Raw genomic sequence first — 21,764 nt, 5'->3', positions numbered from 1 at the left:
GCCGTCGTTTCCGCCAAGAGCGTGCGCGAGTAAAAATCCATACACGACCAAGAGGTATAGATGGCGAAGATCAAGGTGGAGAACCCCATCGTCGAGATCGACGGCGATGAGATGACGCGGATCATCTGGCAATGGATCCGCGAGCGCCTGATCCTTCCCTACCTCGACGTCGACCTCAAGTACTACGACCTCGGCATCGAGAACCGCGACGCCACCGACGACAAGGTGACGGTGCAGTCCGCGAACGCCATCAAGGAATACGGCGTCGGCGTGAAGTGCGCGACGATCACGCCGGATGAGGCGCGCGTCGAGGAATTCGGCCTCAAGAAGATGTGGAAGTCGCCGAACGGCACGATCCGCAACATCCTGGGCGGCGTCGTGTTCCGCGAGCCGATCGTCATCAAGTCCGTGCCGCGCCTCGTGCCGGGCTGGACCGATCCCATCGTCATCGGCCGCCACGCCTTCGGCGACCAGTACAAGGCCACCGACTTCCGCGTGCCGGGTGCGGGCAAGCTCACCATCAAGTGGACGGGCGAGAACGGCGACGTCATCGAGCACGAGGTGTTCGACTTCCCCACGGCGGGCGTCGCGATGGGCATGTACAACCTCGACGATTCGATCCGCGATTTCGCGCGCGCCTCGCTCAACTACGGCCTCGCGCGCCAGTGGCCCGTGTATCTTTCCACCAAGAACACCATCCTCAAGGCCTATGACGGCCGCTTCAAGGACATCTTCCAGGAAGTGTTCGACGCGGAGTTCAAGGCGCAGTTCGACAAGCTCGGCATCGTCTACGAGCACCGCCTGATCGACGACATGGTCGCCTCGGCGCTGAAGTGGAGCGGCAAGTTCGTCTGGGCCTGCAAGAACTACGACGGCGACGTGCAGTCGGATACCGTCGCGCAGGGCTTCGGCTCGCTCGGCCTGATGACCTCGGTGCTGATGACGCCGGACGGCAAGACCGTGGAGGCCGAGGCCGCGCACGGCACCGTTACCCGCCACTACCGGATGCACCAGCAGGGCAAGGCGACCTCGACGAACCCGATCGCCTCGATCTTCGCGTGGACGGGCGGCCTCAAGCACCGCGGCAAGCTCGACAACACGCCGCAGGTGACGCGTTTCGGCGAGCTTCTCGAGCGCGTCTGCGTCGAGACGGTCGAGACGGGCCAGATGACCAAGGACCTCGCGCTCCTCATCGGTCCCGATCAGGCATGGATGACGACCGAGCAGTTCTTCGAGGCGATCGTCGTCAACCTCGAAGCCGCGATGAGCAAGGAATTCTAGATTTCCTGTTGTCGCATCGGTCCTCCGAAAAACCGGTTCCCACTTTTTCGCACGATGCTTTAACGCCTTACGCGCTTTTCTGATGACGCCGCGGCGGCCGCCTCGCTAGGGTGCCGCCGTGGCCGCAGATCCGCTCTTTTCGCCAGCCTTTCGCGACGCGCTCGTCATCCTCGGCGCGACCGGCCTCGTCATACCCGCGTTCCACCGGCTGCGCGTCAGCCCGGTCATCGGCTTCATCATCGTGGGGCTGCTGCTCGGGCCGTCCGGGCTCGGGCGGTTCACCGGCATCGCGCCGTGGGTGAACTACGTTTCGATCAGCAGCCGCGACATCATCGAGCCGTTCGCCGAGTTCGGCATCATCCTGCTGCTGTTCTCGATCGGGCTCGAGCTGTCGTTCCGAAGGCTGTGGGACCTGCGCCGGCTCGTGTTCCTGCTCGGCCCCGCCGAGCTTGCCATCTCCGGCACGGTGATCGGCCTGCTGCTCTACGAGTTCACGCCGATGGGCATGACCGTGGCGCTGACGCTCGGCTTCGCGCTCGCACTGTCGTCGACCGCGCTGGTGCTGCCGATGACGGGCACGAAGAGCGCGATCGGCAAGCCCGCTTTCTCGATGCTGCTGTTCGAGGATCTGGCGATCGTGCCGATCATCTTCGTGCTCGGCGTCATCAGCCCGCTTCCCGGCAGCGACGATCCCGGCAACCTCCTGAAAACCGTGGTGCTCGGCGGGTTCGTGGTCGCCGTCATCCTCGTCCTCGGCAAGTTCCTGCTGCCCCGCCTGCTGCGGCAGGCGGCGCGCACCAAGAGCCCCGAGCTGTTCCTCGCCGTCGCGCTCGTCGTCGTGATGGCGGCGAGCCTCGCCACCAGCGCGGCGGGCCTGTCGCCCATCGTCGGCGCGCTCGTCGCGGGCCTCGCCATCGCCGAGACCGAATACCGGATGCAGGTGGACGTCACCATCGAGCCGTTCAAGAACCTCGCGCTCGGCATCTTCCTCATGACCATCGGCATGAGCATCGACTTCGAGATCATCGCGCGCCACTGGATGCTGCTCGCCATCGCCATCGTCGGCGTCGTGCTGGTGAAGGCGCTTGTCACGGGCGGCCTGCTCCGCCTCTGGGGCGCCCCGCGCGGGCTCGCCGCGAATATCGGCCTGCTGATGGCCTCGCCTTCGGAAACGACGCTGATCGTCCTCGCCGCGGCGCTTCAGGCGCGCGTGATCGACGCCGACACCGCCGCCTTCTGGCAGATCGTCACCGCCGTCGGCCTCACCGCGACGCCGCTGCTCGCGCGTATCGGCAGCGACACGGCGCGGCGCGTCGAGCCCGTGCCGCCCGAGATCGTTCGCGACACCGCGGGAGGCGCGGGCCGCACGATCATCGCGGGCTACGGCCGGGTCGGCCAGCTGGTCGCCGACATGCTCGCGCGTCACGAGCAGCCGTTCGTGGTCGTCGATGCCGACATCGACATGGTCGAATACGGGCGCGAGCGCGGCCACGAGATCGTCTACGGCGACGTGGCGAAGCCGGGCCTCCTCGACCACCTCGGGCTCGCCAGCGCGCGCTCCATCGTGCTCACGATGGACGATCCGGTGCAGATCATCGCGACCACCCGCGCCGTGCGCACCGCCTACCCCGACCTCTGCATCATCGCCCGCGCGCGGGATGCCGAGCACGCCGCCCAGCTCTACAAGGCGGGCGCGACCGATGCGGTTCCGGAAACGCTCGAGTCCTCGCTCCAGCTCGCCGAGGCGGTGCTGGTCGACATCGGCCGCCCGATGGGCCTCGTGATCGCCTCGATCCACGAGATGCGCGAGATCAAGCGCAACAAGATCAAGGCGATGGTGCCGGACCTGCTGCGCGAGCCGCTGAAGGCCGCGTCACGGCTGCGCCGGGGCGAGGAAGTGGCGGAGTAGGATCTTGTGCGTCCTATCGGCTCTACGCCGCGAGCGCGCCCTTCACGGCGGCGATGGCGTCCGCCGCCTTCGCGCCCTCGGGTCCGCCGCCCTGCGCCATGTCGGGGCGCCCGCCGCCGCCCTTGCCGCCGAGCGCCGCGACGCCCGCCTGCACGAGCGAGACCGCGTTGAAGCGTGCCGTCAGGTCGTCGGTGACGCCGACGGCGATGCTGGCGCGGCCCTCGTTCACCGCCACGATCGCGGCGACGCCCGAGCCGACCTGCTTCTTCGCCTCGTCGACCGCGCCGCGCAGGTCCCTGGGGTCGAGCCCGTCGGCGACGCGCGCCACGAATTTCGTGCCCGCCACCTCCTCGGCTTCCGCCGCCGGAGCCGCGCCCGCACCGCCACCGAGCGCCAGCGCCTTCTTCGCGTCGGCAAGCTCGCGTTCCAGGCGGCGGCGTTCCTCGACGAGCGCCTGCACGCGCGCCGGAAGCTCGGCGGGCGCCACTTTCAGCGTCGCGGCGGCATCGCGCAGCCGGTCCTCCTGTCCTTGCAGGTAGAGGCGCGCCGCCTCGCCGGTCAGCGCCTCGATGCGGCGCACGCCCGAGGACACGGCGCTTTCGCCGATGATCTTGAACAGGCCGATGTCGCCGAGCGCGCGGACGTGTGTGCCGCCGCACAGCTCCACCGAGTAGTCGGCTTCCGCGTCGCGGCCCATCGAGAGCACGCGCACCTCGTCGCCGTACTTCTCGCCGAACAGCGCCATCGCGCCCGCCTCGATCGCATCGGCATGGCTCATCAGGCGCGTGTTCACCGCCGCGTTGCCGCGCACCTGCGCGTTCACGTCGGCCTCGACGCGTGCGATCTCCTCCGGCGTGAGCGCCTTCGGGTGGCTGAAGTCGAAACGGAAGCGGTCTTCGGCGACGAGCGAGCCTTTCTGCGTGACGTGTGCGCCGAGGCGCCTGCGAAGCGCCGCGTGCAGCAGGTGCGTCGCCGAATGGTTGGCGCGGATGCGGTCGCGGCGCGCGGCATCGACGTCGAGCTGCACGACGTCGCCGACGCTGACGCGGCCCTCGGCGATGCGCGCGTGGTGGGCATGGAGCTTGCCGAGCGGCTTCGACGTCGTCTCAACGACGGCCTTCAAGCTGTTGGGTGCAGTGATCGTTCCGGCGTCTCCGGTCTGGCCGCCGGATTCGCCGTAGAACGGCGTCTGGTTGGTGAGGACGACGACGCTGTCGCCCGCCCCGGCGCTCTCCACGCGCGCGCCGTCCTTCAGAATCGCGATCACCTCGCCCTGCGCGGTGTCGCCCGTGTAGCCGGTGAACTCGGTTGCCCCGAACTGTTCGGCAATGTCGAACCACACGCCCTCGTCGGCCTGCGCGCCGGAGCCCGCCCATGCCGCGCGCGCCGCCGCCTTCTGCGCGGCCATCGCCGTGTCGAAACCGGCCTTGTCCACCGAAAGCCCCTGCCGCCTCAGCGCATCCTCGGTGAGGTCGAGCGGGAAGCCGTAGGTGTCGTAGAGCTTGAACGCCGTCTCGCCCGGCAGCACGTCGCCGCTGCCCATGCCCGCCGTCGCCTCGTCGAGCAGGCGGAGGCCGGTTTCCAGCGTCTGCCGGAAGCGGGTTTCCTCCAGTTTCAGCGTCTCCTCGATCAGCGGCTGCGCGCGCTGGAGCTCCGGGAAGGCGCCGCCCATCTGGCTGACGAGCGACGGCACCAGCCGGTGCATCAGCGGCTCCTTCGCGCCGAGCAGGTGGGCGTGGCGCATGGCGCGGCGCATGATGCGGCGCAGCACATAGCCCCTGCCCTCGTTCGACGGCAGCACGCCGTCCGCGACGAGGAAGCCGCTTGCGCGCAGATGGTCCGCGATCACGCGCTGCGAAGCCGCCATCGGCCCGTTCGCATCGGTCTTCGTCAGCTCGGCGGTCTCGCCGATCAGCGCCTGGAACAGGTCGATCTCGAAATTGTCGTGCTTGCCCTGAAGCACGGCCGCGACGCGTTCCAGCCCCATGCCGGTGTCGATCGACGGGCGCGGCAGGTCGCGGACGATCTCGCCCGCCTCCTGCTCGTACTGCATGAACACGAGGTTCCAGATCTCGACGAAGCGGTCGCCGTCCTCGTCCGGGCTGCCCGGAGGCCCGCCGGGGATGTGGTCGCCGTGGTCGTAGAAGATCTCGGAGCACGGGCCGCACGGGCCGTTGTCGCCCATCGCCCAGAAATTGTCCTTGGTGGCGATGCGGATGATGCGGCTGTCGGGCAGGCCCGCGATCTTCTTCCAGAGCGCATAGGCGTCGTCGTCGGTATGATAGACCGTCGCCGTCAGCCGGTCCGGCGAGATGCCCCATTCCTTGGTGATCAGATTCCACGCGAGGCTGATCGCGCGTTCCTTGAAATAATCGCCGAAGGAGAAATTCCCCAGCATTTCGAAGAACGTATGGTGCCGTGCCGTATAGCCGACATTGTCGAGATCGTTGTGCTTGCCGCCCGCGCGCACGCACTTCTGGCTGGAGACCGCGGTGCTGTAGGGGCGTGTCTCGAGGCCGGTGAACACGTTCTTGAAGGGCACCATGCCCGCGTTCACGAACATCAGCGTCGGGTCGTTCTGCGGCACCAGCGGCGCGGAGGGCACGCGCGTATGCCCCTCGCCCCCGAAAAAGTCGAGAAATGAGCGGCGTATGTCGTTCGTGGAAGTCATGGCGAGCATGTAGTCGAGGACCGCGCGCTACTCAAGGCGACAGAATGCGGAGGCGGCGCGTGCCTTTCCCCTTGCGCTCGCCGCGCAACAGGCAGACGTTTGCACTGTTGTGCCGCCCGCGTGCCGGCCCAATGCACGAGGCCGAACGCCGGGCGGCGATCAACCAGCATGGGGAGATCGCGACATGGCGGCTTTGAATACGGAGACCGGCAAACCTGTCAGGGTGGTTGCGCTCGTCGGCCCGGCGGGCGCGGGCAAGACGAGCCTTGCGGAAGCGTTGTTGTTCACGGCGGGCACGATCCAGCGTCAGGGCAGCGTGGACGCGGGCACCAGCGTCGGCGACGCCTCGCCCGAGGCGCGGGCGCGGCGCGGCTCGACCGAGCTCAATCTCGCCCGTTTCGACTATCTCGGCGATGCGTTCGGGCTGGTGGACGCCCCCGGCGCGCCAGGGTTCGCGCCCGACGCGGCCTACGCCGTCGCGGGCGCCGACCTCGCCGTGGTGGTGATCGACCCCGACCCCGCGCGCGCCGCGCTCGCCGAACCGGCGCTGCGCCAGCTCGAGGCGCTCGGGCTCCCGCACGCGATCTTCGTCAACAAGATCGATCAGGCGCGCGGCCGCATCCGCGACCTCCTCGAAGCGCTCCAGCCGATGAGCGCGCGGCCGATCCTCGCCCGGCAGATCCCCATACGCGAGGGCGAGGCCGTCACCGGCTTCGTCGATCTCGCGCTCGAACGCGCCTTCCACTACCGGCCCGGCAAGGCGTCCGAACGCATCGAACTGCCGCCGGAGCTTGCCGAGCGCGAGTCCGCGGAGCGCTTCCACATGCTGGAGCAGCTTGCCGATCACGACGACGCGCTCCTCGAAAAGCTGCTGATGGACGAGCAGCCGGACGCGGCGATGGTGTTCGGCGACCTTTCGCGCGAAACCGGCGAGAACCTCGTCGTGCCGCTGCTGTTCGGCTCGGCGCTGAACGATCACGGCGTGCGGCGGCTCCTGAAGATGCTGCGGCACGAAACGCCCGCGCCCGCCGCCGCGGCGGCGCGGCTCGGCGCGGACGGCGGCACCTTCGCCTTCAAGGTCGCGCACGGCAACGCGGCGGGACGGCTCGTCTATGCGCGCGCGTTCGGCGGGCTCGCCGAAGGCGCGGAACTCCGCGACCGAGAGGGCAACCCGGTGCGCGCTGGCGCGCTGTTCAGCGTGCTCGGCGACAAGCTCGGCAAGACGGCGAGCGTGCCACCGGGCGCGGTGACGGCGATCGCCAAGGTCGACACGATCGCAGCGGGCGACATCGTCCCCGCCGCGGGCCGCGCCCGCAGCGCGGACATCGCGCGGCCCGTGCCCGGCCATGCGCTCGCCATCGCGACGCGGGACCGCAAGGACGACGTGCGGCTTTCGACCGCGCTCCACAAGCTCGTCGAGGAGGACGTGGGCCTCGGCTGGGATCAGGACGCCGCGACGCACGAGATGCTGCTGCGCGGGCTCAGCGACGAGCATCTGAACATGGTGCTGGCGCGTCTGAAACGGCGCTATTCGGTGGCCGTGGACGCGCATCCGCCGCGCATCCCCTATCGTGAATCGATCCGGCGCGGCGCGACGCAGCGCGGGCGTCACAAGAAGCAGTCGGGCGGGCACGGCCAGTTCGGCGACGTCGTGATCGAGATAGCCCCACGCGGGCGCGGCGAAGGCTTCGCGTTCAACGACCGCATCACCGGCGGCGCCATCCCGAAGCAGTGGATACCCGCGGTGGAAGCCGGAATCCGCGATGCGATGGAACGCGGCCCGCTCGGCTTTCCGGTCGTCGACGTCGCCGTGACGCTCACTGACGGTTCCTACCACACGGTCGACAGTTCCGAGCTGGCGTTCCGCACGGCGGGGCAGATCGCGATGAGCGAGGCGCTTGCAGCGTGCAGCCCGCACCTGCTCGAACCCGTGGCGCGCGTGACCATCGAGGCGCCGGGCAGCGCCACCTCGCGCATCACGTCGAGCATCGCCAGCCACCGGGGCCAGATGCTCGGCATCACGCCCCGCGAGGGCTGGTCGCGCTGGGACGTGGTCGAGGCCCTGATGCCGGAGGCCGAACTGCACGGCTTCGGCGCGGAACTCCGCGCGATGAGCCAGGGCCTCGCCACGTTCACGGCAGGCTTCGATCACCTCGCCGAACTCAACGGCACGCTTGCGGACGCCGTCGTCAAGCAGGCGATCGCGGCCTGAACGGGCGACGGTCGGGCAGGCGGCGCGACGGACAGGTCCATTTTGTTGCGAGACTTGGAAAGATATGAATTGATATTGAGAATTAAACTCAATAAAGAACGACAAGACCGGTGACTTCCCTCCCCGGTTTCGTCCGTTTCGGCCTCCCACCCTCCCTCGGCCGTCGGATCGTCCCTGGCCGGGGCATGATCGCTCATGCTCCGGTCCTCTTTTTTCGACCGCATGAGCCTTTCACAGCCTTCGTATCCGCAGCCGCACGTACCGCCCGGAAACGAATGAGGCAGCCCCGGGGGAGGCTGCCTCGGCGGGGACTGCCGGGAAGGGCCGCCTATTCGTCGCTGTCGGTGTCGGGACCCGCGGTGAGCAGCGCTTCGGAAATACCGGCCGCGTTGTCGCGGATCGCCTTTTCGATCTTGTCGCGCATCTCGGGATTGTCGCGCAGGAATTGCTTGGCGTTCTCGCGGCCCTGCCCGATGCGCGTCGAATCGTGGCTGAACCACGCGCCCGACTTCTCGACGAGGCCGATCTTGACGCCGAGGTCGAGAATCTCGCCGACCTTGGAGACGCCCTCGCCGTACATGATGTCGAACTCGACCTGCTTGAACGGCGGCGCCACCTTGTTCTTCACCACCTTCACGCGCGTCGCGTTGCCGACGATCTCGTCGCGGTCCTTGATCTGGCCGGTGCGGCGGATGTCGAGACGGACGCTCGCGTAGAACTTGAGCGCGTTGCCGCCGGTCGTCGTCTCCGGGTTGCCGTACATGACGCCGATCTTCATGCGCACCTGGTTGATGAAGATGACGATGCAGCGCGAGCGGCTGATCGAGCCGGTGAGCTTCCTCAGCGCCTGGCTCATCAGGCGCGCCTGCAGGCCGACGTGGCTGTCGCCCATCTCGCCTTCGATCTCCGCCCGCGGCACCAGCGCGGCGACCGAGTCGACGACGAGGATGTCGATGGCGTTCGAGCGCACCAGCGTGTCGGTGATCTCCAGCGCCTGCTCGCCCGTGTCGGGCTGCGAGACGATGAGGTTGTCGACGTCGACGCCGAGCTTCTTGGCGTAGACCGGATCGAGCGCGTGCTCGGCGTCGATGAACGCCGCCGTGCCGCCGCCCTTCTGCGCCTCGGCGATGGCATGGAGCGCGAGCGTGGTCTTGCCCGAGCTTTCCGGGCCGTAGATCTCGATGACGCGGCCGCGCGGAAAACCGCCGACGCCGAGCGCGAGGTCGAGCCCGAGCGAGCCGGTCGAGATCGAATCGATCTCCAGCGCCTCGCGCTGGCCGAGCTTCATCGCCGAGCCCTTGCCGAACGCCCGGTCGATCTGCGCCAGAGCCGCGTCGAGAGCCTTTTGCTTGTCCATGCCTGATTCTACCACCCGAAGCGCTGATGCCATTGTCCGGTTCCTCCTAGTGGGCTGACGAAGCCGTTTCAATGCGGGATCGTGTACGTGGTTTGTTCCACGCACACAAGCGCTTTTGTTCTATTTTCGTTCTTTATCCCGCAGCGGCGGGTTCCGGCTTCGTGCGCGCCTTGCCGCGCGCGATCTCCTGCCGCACCTTGTCGGAAAGCTCCTGCACCGAGAACGGCTTGGCGAGGAACGCCACGTCGGGCACGTCGATCGACTTCCTCAGCTGCTCCTCGGCATAGCCCGACATGAAGATGATCTTGAGGTCGGGGAAGGTCTTGCGGGCGTGCTGGACGAGCGTCGGCCCGTCCATCGTCGGCATCACCACGTCGGAGATGAGGAGGTCGACGCCCTCGGGCATCTGCTCCAGGAGCTCCAGCGCCTCCTCGCCGTGGCCCGCCGTCAGCACCTCGTAGCCCTTGCGCGTCAGCGCGCGCTCGGCGACGGCGCGGACCATCGCCTCGTCCTCCACGAGCAGGATCTTGCCCTGCCCCCACGGATCGCCGCCGTCCTCGCCGGACGCCGCCGCATCCGCCTCGGGCAGCGCTTCCTGCGCGGGCAGGTAGATCGTGAAGGTGGTGCCGCCGCCCCGAACGCTGTCGGCGAAGATGTAGCCCCCCGACTGCTTGACGATGCCGTACACGGTGGAAAGCCCGAGGCCGGTGCCGCGCCCGACCTCCTTGGTGGTGAAGAACGGCTCGAAGATCTTGCCGAGGATTTCGGGCGGGATGCCGGTGCCCGTGTCCTTCACGGCGATCGCGACATATTCCGCCGAAGGCATGCCCTCGCGGTCGAGCTTCTTCGCCTCGCGCGCCGAAACCGCGAAGGTCGAGATGGTGAGCTCGCCGCCTTCGGGCATCGCGTCGCGCGCGTTCACCGCGAGGTTGACGATCACCTGCTCCATCTGGCCGGGGTCGGCGCGCACGGGCGCGAGGTTGCGGCCGTGCTTCACGGTCAGCGTCACCGTCTCGCCAAGCAGGCGTTTCAGCAGGTGGCTGAGTTCGCCGACGATGTCCGACACGTGGACCAGCTGCGGCCGCAGCGTCTGCTGGCGCGAGAAGGCGAGCAGCTGGCGCACAAGGTTCGCGGCGCGGTTCGCGTTCTGGCGGATCTGGTTGATGTCGTCGAAGTCGCTGTCGCCCGGCGTGTGGCGGAGCAGCATGAGGTCGCAGTAGCCGATCACGGCGGTGAGGATGTTGTTGAAGTCGTGCGCGACGCCGCCCGCGAGCTGGCCCACGGCCTGCATCTTCGTCGCCTGCGCGATCTGCTTTTCGAGCTTCAGCTGCTCCTGGTTGTCCTTCAGCGACAGCACCACGGCGGGGCCGCCCGCGCCCGGCGCCTTGCCCACGGTGAGCGCGACCGGCTCCTCCGGCTTGTGCTTCAGGTGGACGCGAAGGTCGCGCGCCCGCTCGATGGAGGCGGCGGCGCGGCGCACGGCGTCCGATACCATCGTCTTGTCCTCGTCGACGACGAGGTCGCTCGGATAGCGGACCTCGCTCCCCTCCTCGACGCCGGCGATCGCCGCGAAGCTCTCGTTCATGAAGGTGAAGCGGCCGTCGCGGTCGGCGAGCGCGAGCCCGATCGGCAGCACCGAAAGCAGCGCCGGCAGGCTGTCGGGCACCGGCTTCGCCGCCTCCGCCGCGCCGCCTTCGCGCAGGATCAGGAACACGTAGGCGTTCGTCCCCGGTTCCTTCTGGCTGCCGAGCGGCAGTTCGATGAGGCGGACGGGAATGCTCGCGCCGCCGCCGGTCTTCATGCGCCGCGCGCCGTCCTCGTCCGCCTCGAGGATGTCGACGAGGCTCGTCGGCACGCGCCCCGGCCCGCCGGTGATCGCGTTCTTGAAGGCGCCGTTCGCGGCAATGATCCTGCCGGAGGGATCGGCCATCACGATCATCAGCCCGGCGCCGCCGAGCCAGATGCCCGCCGGGCCTTCCAGCAGCGCGACCGTGTCGTCCATCGCCTTCTCGGCGGTGCCGCGCCTCAGCGTCCACAAGAGGTAGCTCCGCGCCGTGTCGGCGGGCCGCACCGAAACCCGCAGCCTGCGCCGCGCGCCGCCGACGGCCTGCTCGATCTCGGCAAAGCCGTTGCCATCGCGCCGTGCCTGCTCGGCGATGTTGGCAAGGCGGCCGCGGCTGGCCTCGTCCTCGCCCGCGAGGTCGAAGGGCGAGGGATAGCCGTCGCAGCGCGTGCCGTAGGCGGCGTTCGCGCAGACGAGCTTGCCTTCCGCGTCGGTGACGGCGAGCGCGTCGCTGCGCGAATCGAGCGCGGTCCGCATCATCGTCCAGTCGATGCCGCCGGCGCCGCGCCGCGCCCTGCCGAGCGCCGAGAAATAGGCGACCACCGTCGCCGCCAGGATCATCGCGCCGTAGAGCGACGCGATCTCCCACGAATCCATCGCCCAGCCGACGAGCACCGTCGAGACGAGGCCCAGCAGCACCGCGCCCGTGATCACCATCGCCATGTGGTGCTGCGCGCCGGGCAGACGCGGCCACTCGATGGGGTCGGGAAGGTCCTCAGTGCGGACCGGGAACCGGGAGTCGGGGCTCGTCAACATCGTGTCCGTGGTCATCCGCGCAAGCCGCCGCCCGGTCAAGCCCGCTCGCGCGGAACGGACGCCGCGGCGCGGCGGTCAAGCGTTTCAATCGCAGGTATAAGTTTCTCTGCTTTGCAGGATCGCGCGCGCAGGGCTAAGCGGGCCGGCATGAGCAGCATCGCCGCCGAGGACCGGACGGAGGAGGAGGACCGGACATCCGTCTTCGCGATCCCCGACTATCGCTATTTCTGGATCACCAAGCTCGCCTCGACGACGTCGCAGATGATCCTCGTCATCGTGATCGGCTGGATGGTCTACGACATCGCGCGGCAGACGATGCCAGAGCGCGAGGCGGCGTTCCTGCTCGGCATGGTCGGCCTCGCCCAGTTCCTGCCGCTGTTCGTGCTGTCGCTCGTCGTCGGCTACATCGCGGACCGGATCGACCGCCGCTACATCGTGCGCGGCGCGCTGGCGCTCGAAATGCTGTGCGCGGCGGGGCTCGGCGCGCTGGAACTTACAGGCGGCATCACGATTCCGGCGCTGTTCGTGGTGGCGGCACTGCTCGGCGTCGGGCGCGCCTTCGCCTCGCCCGCCCTCTCGGCGCTCGCGCCCAACCTCGTGCCGGTGCGGATGCTGCCGACCGCGATCGCGTGGAACTCGATCGGCTGGCAGGTCGGCGCCATCGGCGGCCCGGCGCTCGGCGGCTATCTCTACGCGGCGCACCCCGCCGCGCCGCTCGTGGTCTCCGCGGCGATGCTGACGATCAGCCTCGTCGCCATGTTCCTGATCTCGCGCGTGCCGCTCCCGGAAACGGAAGCCTCGGCGAGCCCGTTCGAGTCGGTGATGAACGGCCTGCGCTACGTGCGCGACAACAAGGTGGTGCTGGGCGCGATCTCGCTCGACCTCTTCGCCGTGCTGCTCGGCGGCGTCACGGCGCTGCTGCCCGTCTATGCGCGCGACATCCTCGCCGTCGGCCCCGAAGGCCTCGGCCACCTGCGCGCCGCGCCCGCCGTGGGCGCCGCGTTGGTGGCGCTGTGGCTGTCGCGGCGGCCGCTCGCACGCCACGTCGGCATCAAGATGTTCGTCTGCGTCGCCGTCTTCGGCATCGCCATCGTCGTGTTCGGCCTGTCGCGCGACCTGTGGCTGTCGCTGGGCGCGCTCGGCGTGCTCGGCGCGGCGGACATGGTGAGCGTCTACGTGCGCTCCTCGCTGATCCAGATCTACACGCCGGACGCGATGCGCGGCCGCGTGTCCTCGGTGTCGATGCTGTTCATCTCGGCCTCGAACGAGCTCGGCGAGGCGCGCTCCGGCCTCACCGCCGCGTGGTTCGGGCCGGTGGAGGCCGTGGTGATCGGCGGCATCGGCACCATCGTCGTCACCGCACTCTGGGCTTGGCGCTTTCCAGAGCTTCGCCGAGCCGATACTTTTGACATCCCGGGCGCACTCAAGGAGAGACCGACATGAAGGCATCAAGCATATTGGAAACGATCGGCGGCACGCCGCATATCCGGGTGAACCGCCTGTTCGGGCCGGATGCATTGGTGTGGGTGAAGTCGGAGCGCGCGAACCCCGGCGGCTCGATCAAGGACCGCATCGCGCTCGCGATGATCGAGGACGCGGAAGCCTCCGGCGCGCTGAAGCCGGGCGGCACCATCGTCGAGCCGACCTCGGGCAACACCGGCATCGGCCTTGCGATGGTCGCCGCGGTGAAGGGCTACCGCCTCGTCCTCGTGATGCCGGAATCGATGTCGCTGGAGCGCCGCCGGCTGATGCTCGCCTACGGCGCGACCTTCGACCTGACGCCGCGCGAGAAGGGCATGAAGGGCGCCATCGAGCGCGCCGTCGAGATCGTCGGCTCCACCCCCGGCGCGTGGATGCCGCAGCAGTTCGAGAACCCGGCCAACGTCGCCGTGCACGTGAAGACGACGGCGCAGGAAATCCTCGCCGATTTCCCGGACGGGCTCGACGCGATCATCACCGGCGTCGGCACCGGCGGGCATATCACCGCCTGCGCCAAGGTGCTGAAGCCGAAGATGCCGGGCCTCAAGGTCTACGCCGTGGAGCCGACGCTCTCCCCCGTGCTCTCGGGCGGCCAGCCGGGTCCGCACCCGATTCAGGGCATCGGCGCGGGCTTCGTGCCGGGCGTGATGGATACGGCCGTGATCGACGGCGTCATCCAGGTCGCGCCGGACGATGCGAAGGAAATGGCCCGCCGCTCCGCGCGCGAGGAAGGCACGCTCGTCGGCATCTCGTCGGGCGCGACGCTCGCCGCGATCCGCCAGCACCTTGAGAAGAACCCGACGCACCGCGTGCTCGGCTTCAACTACGACACCGGCGAGCGCTACTTGTCGGTGCCGGATTTCTTGCCGGAGTGAGCCGCCCCGGGGGGTGACGCCGGGGGTGTCGGCGTCTGGTCGCTGCGGATCGCGCTGCGCCAGATGCTGACGTCGTCGGATGAGCCCTGTTCCGTCACCGCCTGCTGGAAGTCCAGCATCTGCGGCACCTCGTTCATCGACATGGCGACCGTCAGGAACTCGCCCTGCCGACGCTTCTTCATCACGTCGAAGCCGGAGGCGAGCAGCGCCTCGATATTGGTGTTGCGCGCCGCCGACGTCGGCGCGCCGAGCACCACCGCGATCAGCCGCCTGCCGTCGCGCACGGCCGAGGCGGCGAGCGTGAAGCCGGAGGCGTTGGTGTAGCCGGTCTTGATGCCGTCGAGGCCGACGAACTTGCCGAGCAGCTTGTTGTGGTTGGGCATGACCGTGCCCTGGAAGTTGAACTGCTGTTCCGAGAAGAACGGGTAATATTGCGGGAAATCGCGGATCAGCGCTTTCGAAAGCGTGGCGAGGTCGCGCGCGGTCGTATGGTGCGCGGCGTTCGGCAGGCCGGAGGCGTTGAAAAAGGCCGTACTGTTCATGCCGAGCGCCTTCGCCTTCTCGGTCATGGCGCGCGCGAAGACGACTTCCGACCCGTCGAGCCGCTCGGCGAGCGCCACCGCGACGTCATTCGCGGATTTCGTGGTGAGCGCGCGGATCGCCTGCTCCACCGTGATCCAGCCGCCGCGCGGCACGCCGAGCTTTGAGGGCGGCTGCGCCGCGGCGTTGGCCGAGAAGTAGACCTTGTCGGTCAGCTTCAGCTCCTTGCGCTCGAGCGCGTCGAACGTCAGGTAGAGCGTCATCACCTTGGTGATCGAGGCCGGGTGGCGGGCTTCGTCGGGATTGCGCGCGTAGAGCACCTCGCCGCTTTCCGCATCGACAAGGATCGCCGCATATTTGGAAACCGAAGCAAGGCTCGCGGCCGTGGCCGGCTGGGGCGCGAGCGGCACCCCGACAAGAACGGAAACAACCAACGCAACGATCAAATGCAGCCGCATGATCGCCAGTCTCCCACCCGCCGCCCGCGCCCCCGCGCAGGCCACTCAACTCCACTACCGTCCCAGAATGGCGCAAGTACGCCATTCTGAAAAGCCTTTAAGGCGAACGGAACCGAAACATGCGACGACCTGAGTCGATTCCGCGCCGTTCCGAATCCCGTGCGCCTCTGACGTCAGAGTGCGGATTCAAACTTAAGAAGCGCTGAACGCTGCGGTGGAAGGAAGACCGATGGCGACGCCCGCCCCCATCGTCATCCCGGCACAGGCCGGGATGACGGGAAGAGGAAACAGGTCGTTCCGCTCAGGCCGCTTTCTTCAGCTTCGCCGCGTTGCCGTAGAAGGTCTCGCCCTTCGCCGCCATGTCGCGCAGCAGTTGCGGCGGCGCGAAGCGTTCGCCGTATTGCTGCGTCAGGCGGTCGAGCGTGCAGACGACCTCGTCGAGGCCGATCGTGTCCATCATGCTGAACGGGCCGCCGGTGTGCGGCATGAAGCCCCAGCCGAAGATCGCGCCGAGATCGCCGTCCTCGGGCGTCTCCAGCACGCCTTCGGCAAAGCAGCGCGCGCATTCGACGAGCTGGCGATAGGCAAGCCGCGTCTTGACCTCTTGCGGAGCGGGCTGCTCGGCATCCGGCTTCTGGCCGAACGTCTTGCCGAGATCGGCCCACAGCGCCTTCTTGCCGTCTTCGGGATAATCGTAATAGCCCTTGCCCGCCTTGCGGCCGAGGCGGCCGAGCGCCACCATCTTCTCGATGACGTCGTCGGCTGCCGTCGCCTTGTAGGCGTCGCCGAGGTCCTTCTTCGTCTGCAGCATGACCTTGTGGCCAAGCTCGATCGAGACCTCGTCGAACACCGCGAGCGGCCCCACAGGCATACCCATCTGCCTGCCGATATTCTCGACGAGCGCGGGGTTCACGCCCTCGCCCACCATCACCGACCCCTCGGCGGTGTAGGTGCCGAAGCACCGCGACGTGTAGAAGCCGCGGCTGTCGTTGACGACGATCGGCGTCTTCCGGATCTGCGCGACGTAATCCAGAGCCTTCGCAATGGCTTCCGGCCCGGTCTTCTCACCGACGATGATCTCGACGAGCGGCATCTTGTCCACGGGCGAGAAGAAGTGCACGCCGATGAAGTTCTCCGGCTTCGACCACGCCTTCGCAAGGCCGGTGATCGGCAGCGTCGAGGTGTTGGAGCCGAAGATCGTGTCGGCTCCGACCACCGCTTCGGTCTTCTGCGTCGTTTCCGCCTTGATGGCGCGGTCCTCGAACACCGCCTCGATGATGAAGTCGCAGCCCTTGAGGTCGGCGAAATCGGTCGTCGGGTGGATGCGCGCGAGGACCTCGTCCAGCTTCTCCTTGGGCAGCCGTTTCAGCTTGTCGGCCGTGTAGCTCTTGCCCTTCTCCGCCGCCTCGATGGTGCGGTCGAGCAGCACCACCTCGATACCCGCGCGCGCAGAGACGAGCGCGATGCCCGCCCCCATCATGCCCGCGCCGAGCATCCCGAGTTTCTTCGTCGGCATCTTCACGACGTCCTTCGGGCGCCGCGCGCCCTTCTCCGCCGCCTGCTTGTTGACGAACAGGCTGCGGACCATGTTGCCCGCCTGCGGATCAGCTGCGACCTTGGCGAAATACTTGCTCTCGATGCGGATCGCGAGGTCCATCGGCACCTGCGACCCTTCATAGACCGCCGAGAGGATCGCGCGCGGCGCGTTCATGTTGCCGTTCGTCATCTTCAGCACCATGCCGTTGCCGCCGACGAACGTCTGCACGAACGCCGGGTTGAACTGGCCGACGCCGCCGGGGAACCTGAAGCCCTTCTGGTCCCACGGCTGCACGCCCTTGGTCGGGTTCGCCTTCACCCACGCCTTCGCGCGTCCAACCACCTCGCCCGCGGGCGCGATCTCGTTCGCCACGCCGAAGCCGAGCGCCTCCTGCGGCGACATGGACTTGCCTTGCAGCAGGTACATCGAGGCCGCCTGGATCCCCATCAGGCGCGGCAGGCGCTGCGTGCCGCCCGCGCCGGGGAACAGGCCGACGAGCACTTCCGGCAGGCCGAGCTGGAGCTTCGGATCGTCCGCGACGACGCGGTAGTGGCAGGCAAGGCAGATTTCGAGCCCGCCGCCGAGAGCGAGGCCGTTCACCGCAGCCGCCACCGGCTTGTCGCTCGTCTCCAGCCGCCGGAACAGCCCGTTCAGCGTGAACACGCTGTCGAACAGCCGCGCCATCCTCGATTTCCCCTCGGCCGCGGCGACACTGCCCGACGAGAAGATGTCGCCCATGCCCTTGAGATCGGCCCCGGCCATGAAGCCGCTCGGCTTGCCGCTGGTGATGACGGCGCCCTTGATGGCGTCGTCCTTCTCGATCATCGCGATCATCGTATCGAAGTCGCGCGTCAGCTCGGCGGTGATGACGTTCATCGACTGGCCGGGCACGTCGATGGTGAACAGCGCGATGCCGTCGGCGTCGAGGTCGTACTTGATGGTTTCCATGGTCATGTCTTTCCCTCCGCCCGCTCAGACGCGCTCGATGATCGCCGCAGTGCCCATGCCGGCGCCGACGCACAGGTTGACGAGCGCGGTGCCCTTGCCCGTGCGCTCCAGTTCGTCGAGCACGATGCCGACGATCATGGCGCCGGTCGCGCCGAGCGGATGCCCCATGGCGATGGCGCCGCCGTTGACGTTGAGCTTGTCGTGCGGAACGCCGAGCGCCTGCATGTAGCGCAGCACGACGCTGGCGAAGGCCTCGTTCAGCTCGAAGAGGTCGATGTCCGACACCTCCATGCCTGCGCGTTTCAGCACCTTGCGCGTCACGAACTCGGGCCCGGTCAGCATGATCGTCGGCTCGGACCCGATGGAGGCCATCGCGCGGATGCGCGCCCGCGGCTTCATGCCGTACTTGTCGCCGATCTCCCTGTTGCCGAGCAGCACGGCGGCAGCGCCGTCCACGATGCCCGAGCTGTTGCCGGCGTGGTGGACGTGGTTGATGCGCTCCACCTCCGGGTACTTCAGCAGCGCGACGGCATCGAAGCCGGGCATGGTTTCGCCCATGTCGGCGAAGCTCGGCTTCAGGCTGCCGAGCGATTGCATGTCGGCGTCGGGGCGCATGTGCTCGTCGTGGTCGAGCACGACCTCGCCGATCACGTCCTTCACCGGCACGATCGACTTCGCGAAACGCCCTTCCGTCCATGCCTTCGCCGCGCGCTTCTGGCTTTCCACCGCGTAGGCGTCCACGTCGTCGCGCGAGAAGCCGTACTTGGTGGCGATGAGGTCGGCGCCGATGCCCTGCGGCGCGAAGTAGAGCTTGCGCGCGACGGCCGGGTCCATCGCCCACGCGCCGCCGTCCGCGCCCATCGGGATGCGCGACATGGATTCGACACCGCCGCCGATGGCGAACTCGGCCTCGCCCGCCATCACCTTGGCGGCGGCCATGTTGGTCGCCTCGAGGCCGGAGGCGCAGAAGCGGTTGATCTGCACGCCCGCCGTCGTCTCGGCATAGTCGGCGTTCAGCACGGCGACGCGCGCGATGTCCGACCCCTGCTCACCCACGGGCGCCACGCAGCCGAGCACCACGTCGTCGACGTCGGCGGTGTCGATGGGATTGCGGTCGCGCACCGCCTCCAGCACCTGCGTCGCAAGCTGGATCGGCGTGATCTCGTGCAGGCTGCCGTTCGCCTTGCCGCGCCCACGCGGCGTCCTGACGGCATCGTAGATATAGGCTTCAGCCATTGGGTCTTGCTCCTTGCGTGTCAGGCGCGCGCGAATGCGTCCGCCGGAAGTGCCATCAGTGTCTCGGCGCCGGTTTCCAGCTTGCGGCGCAGCGCGCCCGCGTCCGGCAGGTAGCGGGCAGTATAGTAGCGCGCCGTCGCCAGCTTCGCCTCGTAGAATGATGAGTCTGCCGCGCCCGCCGCGAGCGCGGCCTGCGCCGCGCGCGCCATCTTCAGCCACATCCAGCCGGTGACGACAATGCCCATCAGGTGCAGGAAGGGCGTCGCCGCGGCGCCCGCGTTGTTGGGGTTCGCCGTGCCGTTCTGCATCAGCCACATGGTCGCTGCCTGAAGCTCGCCGCCCGCCTTCTCCAGCGCCTCGGCCATCGGCTTCAGCGTCTCGTCGGCCTTCGCGGCGTTCACGTCCTCGGCGACCGCCGAAGCGAGCAGCATCAGCCCCTTGCCGCCATGACGCCCGAGCTTGCGGCCGACGAGGTCCATCGCCTGCACGCCGTTGGTGCCCTCGTAGATCTGCGCGATGCGGGCGTCGCGGACGAACTGCTCCATGCCCCACTCGCCGACATAGCCGTGCCCGCCGTAGACCTGCTGCGCGTTCACCGCCGTCTCGAAGCCCTTGTCGGTCATGTAGCCCTTGATGACGGGGGTGAGGAGACTGATGAGCTCGTCGGCGTTGGTGCGCTCCTCCTCGGTCTGCGCCTTCTTCGCGAGATCGACCTGCAACGCGCCCCACAGCATCAGCGCGCGGGCGCCCTCGGTGAAGGCCTTGCCGTCCATCAGCAGCCGACGCACGTCGGGGTGGACGATGATCGGGTCCGCCTTCTCGTCCGGCTCGGCCGCGCCGGTCAGCGCCCGGCCCTGCCGCCGCTCGATCGCGTAATTGACGGCGTTCTGGTAGGCGACCTCGCCCTGCGCCAACCCCTGCACGCCGACACCGAGGCGCGCGACGTTCATCATGATGAACATGGCCTCAAGGCCGCGCTCCGGCTCGCCGACCAGATAGCCCGTCGCCTCGTCGTAGTTGAGCACGCAGGTCGCGTTGCCGTGGATGCCCATCTTGTGCTCGATGGCGCCGCAGGAAACGCCGTTGCGCACGCCGAGGCCGCCGTCGTCGTTCACGAGGAACTTCGGCACGATGAACAGCGAGATGCCCTTCACGTTGTCCGGCGCGCCCTCCCGCTTCGCCAGCACGAGGTGGATGATGTTCTCCGAAAGGTCGTGCTCGCCCGCCGAGATGAAGATCTTCGTGCCGGTGATCCGGTAGCTGCCGTCGCCCGCGTCCACTGCCTTGGTGCGGATGAGGCCGAGGTCGGTGCCGCAGTGCGGTTCGGTGAGGTTCATGGTGCCGGTCCATTTGCCGGAGACCATGTTGGGCAGGTATTTCCGCTTCTGCTCCTCGGAGCCCTTCACCTCGATGGAGGCGATCGCGCCGGCGGTGAGCCCCGGATACATGGCGAAGGCCATGCCCGCCGAGCTCATATACTCCTCGAAGGCTATGCTGATCGTGTAGGGCAGCCCCTGCCCGCCGTATTCCGGGCTCATGTGCAGCGTGCCCCAGCCGCCCTCGCAGAACGCCTGATAGGCTTCCCTGTAGCCTTTCGGCGTCGTCACCGAGCCGTCGTCGTTCCGCTTGCAGCCCTCGCGGTCGCCGGGGAAGTTGATCGGCTGCACGACGCCTTCCACGAACTTCGCGCCTTCTTCCAGAATGGCCGAAACCATCTCGGGGGTCGCTTCGGAAAAGGTCGGCAGGTTCGAGTAGCGGTCGAGGCCGATGACCTCGTCGAGGATGAACTTGGTGTCGCGAACGGGCGCGCGGTAGGTGGGCATGTCAGGACTCCCCGGATCTGGCGTTATCTGGTGCTATCTGCGTTCGAGGGCGGCAACAGGCCCTCCACGACGGCCACGAACTCCTGAAGCTCGGCGATCGTCGCATCGATATCGTTACGCTGGCTGGTCAGCAGGCCGATCTGCCGGCGGCAAAGCTCCAGCGTGCGCTCGCGCTGCCGGACGCGGCCGTCGTCCGCGTCGTAGAGGTCGAGGATTTCCTTGATCTCGGCGAGGCTGAAGCCGACGTTCTTGCCGCGCAGGATCCACGCCAGCCGGGCGCGGTCGCGGCGCGAATAGATGCGGTTCTGTCCCTGCCGCGCGGGCTCGATCAGCCCCTGGTCCTCGTAGAAACGGATCGCGCGCGGCGTCACGCCGAACTCGGCGGCGAGATCGGTGATGGTGAAGGTTTCGTCCTCGCGGACGGCTTCCATCGGGCGCTGCGGCATACGCCCTTTCTAGTTGACGTTTACGTAAACGTCAACCTACCTGCGTGAAGAAACAGCTCCGCGCCCCGGTGTGGCAGGCAGGCCCGGCGGGCTCCACCTTCAGCCACACGGCGTCCTTGTCGCAATCGACGTGGACCTCCACGACCTTCATCGTGTTCCCGCTGGTCGCGCCCTTGTGCCAGAGTTCCCGCCGCGAGCGCGACCAGAAGTGCGCCTCGCGCGTCTCCAGCGTCTTCGCGTAGGCCTCGGCGTTCATGTGCGCGACCATCAGCAGCTCGCCCGTGCCGCTGTCGGTCACGATGGCCGTCACGAGGCCCTTGTCGTCGAATTTCAGGTCCATGCGCTCCGCTTAGCGCGGGACGCCGCGGGTGGCCATAGCCGCCGCGCTGTGGA

General features: G+C 68.1%; 14 protein-coding genes. 5 read left to right on the top strand and 9 right to left on the bottom strand.

Annotation, left to right across the window (positions count from 1 at the left end; all coding sequences use genetic code 11):
• Window positions 1-60: 60 nt before the first annotated feature.
• The gene (locus tag PE061_RS15840) at window positions 61-1,281 is read left to right on the top strand and encodes an NADP-dependent isocitrate dehydrogenase (RefSeq protein ID WP_271256200.1); all 1,221 of its coding nucleotides are present in this window, start codon (window positions 61-63) and stop codon (window positions 1,279-1,281) included.
• A 118-nt stretch (window positions 1,282-1,399) separates the two neighbouring features.
• Entirely contained in the window at window positions 1,400-3,190 is a 1,791-nt protein-coding gene (locus PE061_RS15835) for a cation:proton antiporter (protein ID WP_271256199.1), read from the top strand.
• A 22-nt stretch (window positions 3,191-3,212) separates the two neighbouring features.
• Here PE061_RS15835 and alaS read toward each other — a convergent pair whose 3' ends face one another.
• The gene (gene alaS, locus PE061_RS15830) at window positions 3,213-5,861 is read right to left on the bottom strand and encodes an alanine--tRNA ligase (protein WP_271256198.1); all 2,649 of its coding nucleotides are present in this window, start codon (window positions 5,859-5,861) and stop codon (window positions 3,213-3,215) included.
• 184 nt (window positions 5,862-6,045) lie between these two features.
• Here alaS and PE061_RS15825 point away from each other — a divergent pair, with 184 nt between their 5' ends.
• Window positions 6,046-8,073: an elongation factor G gene (locus PE061_RS15825; protein WP_271256197.1), complete on the top strand. Its 2,028-nt coding sequence runs from the start codon at window positions 6,046-6,048 to the stop codon at window positions 8,071-8,073.
• A 328-nt stretch (window positions 8,074-8,401) separates the two neighbouring features.
• On the opposite strand, the gene recA is transcribed toward PE061_RS15825, so the two are convergent.
• Both recA and PE061_RS15815 read right to left on the bottom strand, forming a co-directional pair.
• A complete protein-coding gene (gene recA / locus PE061_RS15820; protein ID WP_420794313.1) occupies window positions 8,402-9,430 on the bottom strand; it encodes a recombinase RecA in 1,029 nt (342 codons plus the stop codon).
• 133 nt (window positions 9,431-9,563) lie between these two features.
• Complete coding sequence (locus PE061_RS15815) at window positions 9,564-12,044, bottom strand: ATP-binding protein (protein ID WP_271256195.1); 2,481 nt, start codon at window positions 12,042-12,044, stop codon at window positions 9,564-9,566.
• 132 nt (window positions 12,045-12,176) lie between these two features.
• On the opposite strand from PE061_RS15815, the gene PE061_RS15810 reads away from it, so the two are divergent.
• Entirely contained in the window at window positions 12,177-13,472 is a 1,296-nt protein-coding gene (locus tag PE061_RS15810; protein ID WP_271256194.1) for an MFS transporter, read from the top strand.
• On the top strand, window positions 13,469-14,383 hold the full coding sequence (gene cysK / locus PE061_RS15805; RefSeq protein WP_271256193.1) for a cysteine synthase A: 915 nt from the start codon (window positions 13,469-13,471) through the stop codon (window positions 14,381-14,383). Before PE061_RS15810 ends, cysK begins: the two co-directional genes overlap by 4 nt.
• Here the strand turns inward: cysK and PE061_RS15800 are convergent.
• The 6 genes from PE061_RS15800 to hisI all read right to left on the bottom strand — a co-directional run bounded on the left by PE061_RS15800 (window position 14,350) and on the right by hisI (window position 21,711).
• Window positions 14,350-15,381, bottom strand: a complete 1,032-nt coding sequence (locus PE061_RS15800) for a D-alanyl-D-alanine carboxypeptidase family protein (protein ID WP_271256192.1) — start codon at window positions 15,379-15,381, stop codon at window positions 14,350-14,352. The two genes, cysK and PE061_RS15800, sit on opposite strands and share 34 nt — an antisense overlap.
• A gap of 301 nt (window positions 15,382-15,682) precedes the next feature.
• The gene (locus PE061_RS15795; protein WP_271259224.1) at window positions 15,683-17,866 is read right to left on the bottom strand and encodes a 3-hydroxyacyl-CoA dehydrogenase NAD-binding domain-containing protein; all 2,184 of its coding nucleotides are present in this window, start codon (window positions 17,864-17,866) and stop codon (window positions 15,683-15,685) included.
• A 24-nt stretch (window positions 17,867-17,890) separates the two neighbouring features.
• A complete protein-coding gene (locus PE061_RS15790) occupies window positions 17,891-19,102 on the bottom strand; it encodes an acetyl-CoA C-acetyltransferase (protein ID WP_271256191.1) in 1,212 nt (403 codons plus the stop codon).
• Window positions 19,103-19,122: 20 nt separating this feature from the next.
• Window positions 19,123-20,925, bottom strand: a complete 1,803-nt coding sequence (locus PE061_RS15785) for an acyl-CoA dehydrogenase C-terminal domain-containing protein (protein WP_271256190.1) — start codon at window positions 20,923-20,925, stop codon at window positions 19,123-19,125.
• 23 nt (window positions 20,926-20,948) lie between these two features.
• On the bottom strand, window positions 20,949-21,371 hold the full coding sequence (locus PE061_RS15780; protein WP_271256189.1) for a MerR family transcriptional regulator: 423 nt from the start codon (window positions 21,369-21,371) through the stop codon (window positions 20,949-20,951).
• Between the two features lie 31 nt (window positions 21,372-21,402).
• On the bottom strand, window positions 21,403-21,711 hold the full coding sequence (hisI, locus tag PE061_RS15775; protein ID WP_271256188.1) for a phosphoribosyl-AMP cyclohydrolase: 309 nt from the start codon (window positions 21,709-21,711) through the stop codon (window positions 21,403-21,405).
• Between the last annotated feature and the right edge of the window lie 53 nt (window positions 21,712-21,764).

This window comes from Sphingosinicella microcystinivorans (genome assembly GCF_027941835.1).
GTDB lineage: Bacteria > Pseudomonadota > Alphaproteobacteria > Sphingomonadales > Sphingomonadaceae > Sphingosinicella.
The sequence above is the reverse complement of the archived record's forward strand: the minus strand, read 5'-3'. Positions and strand labels throughout refer to the sequence as shown.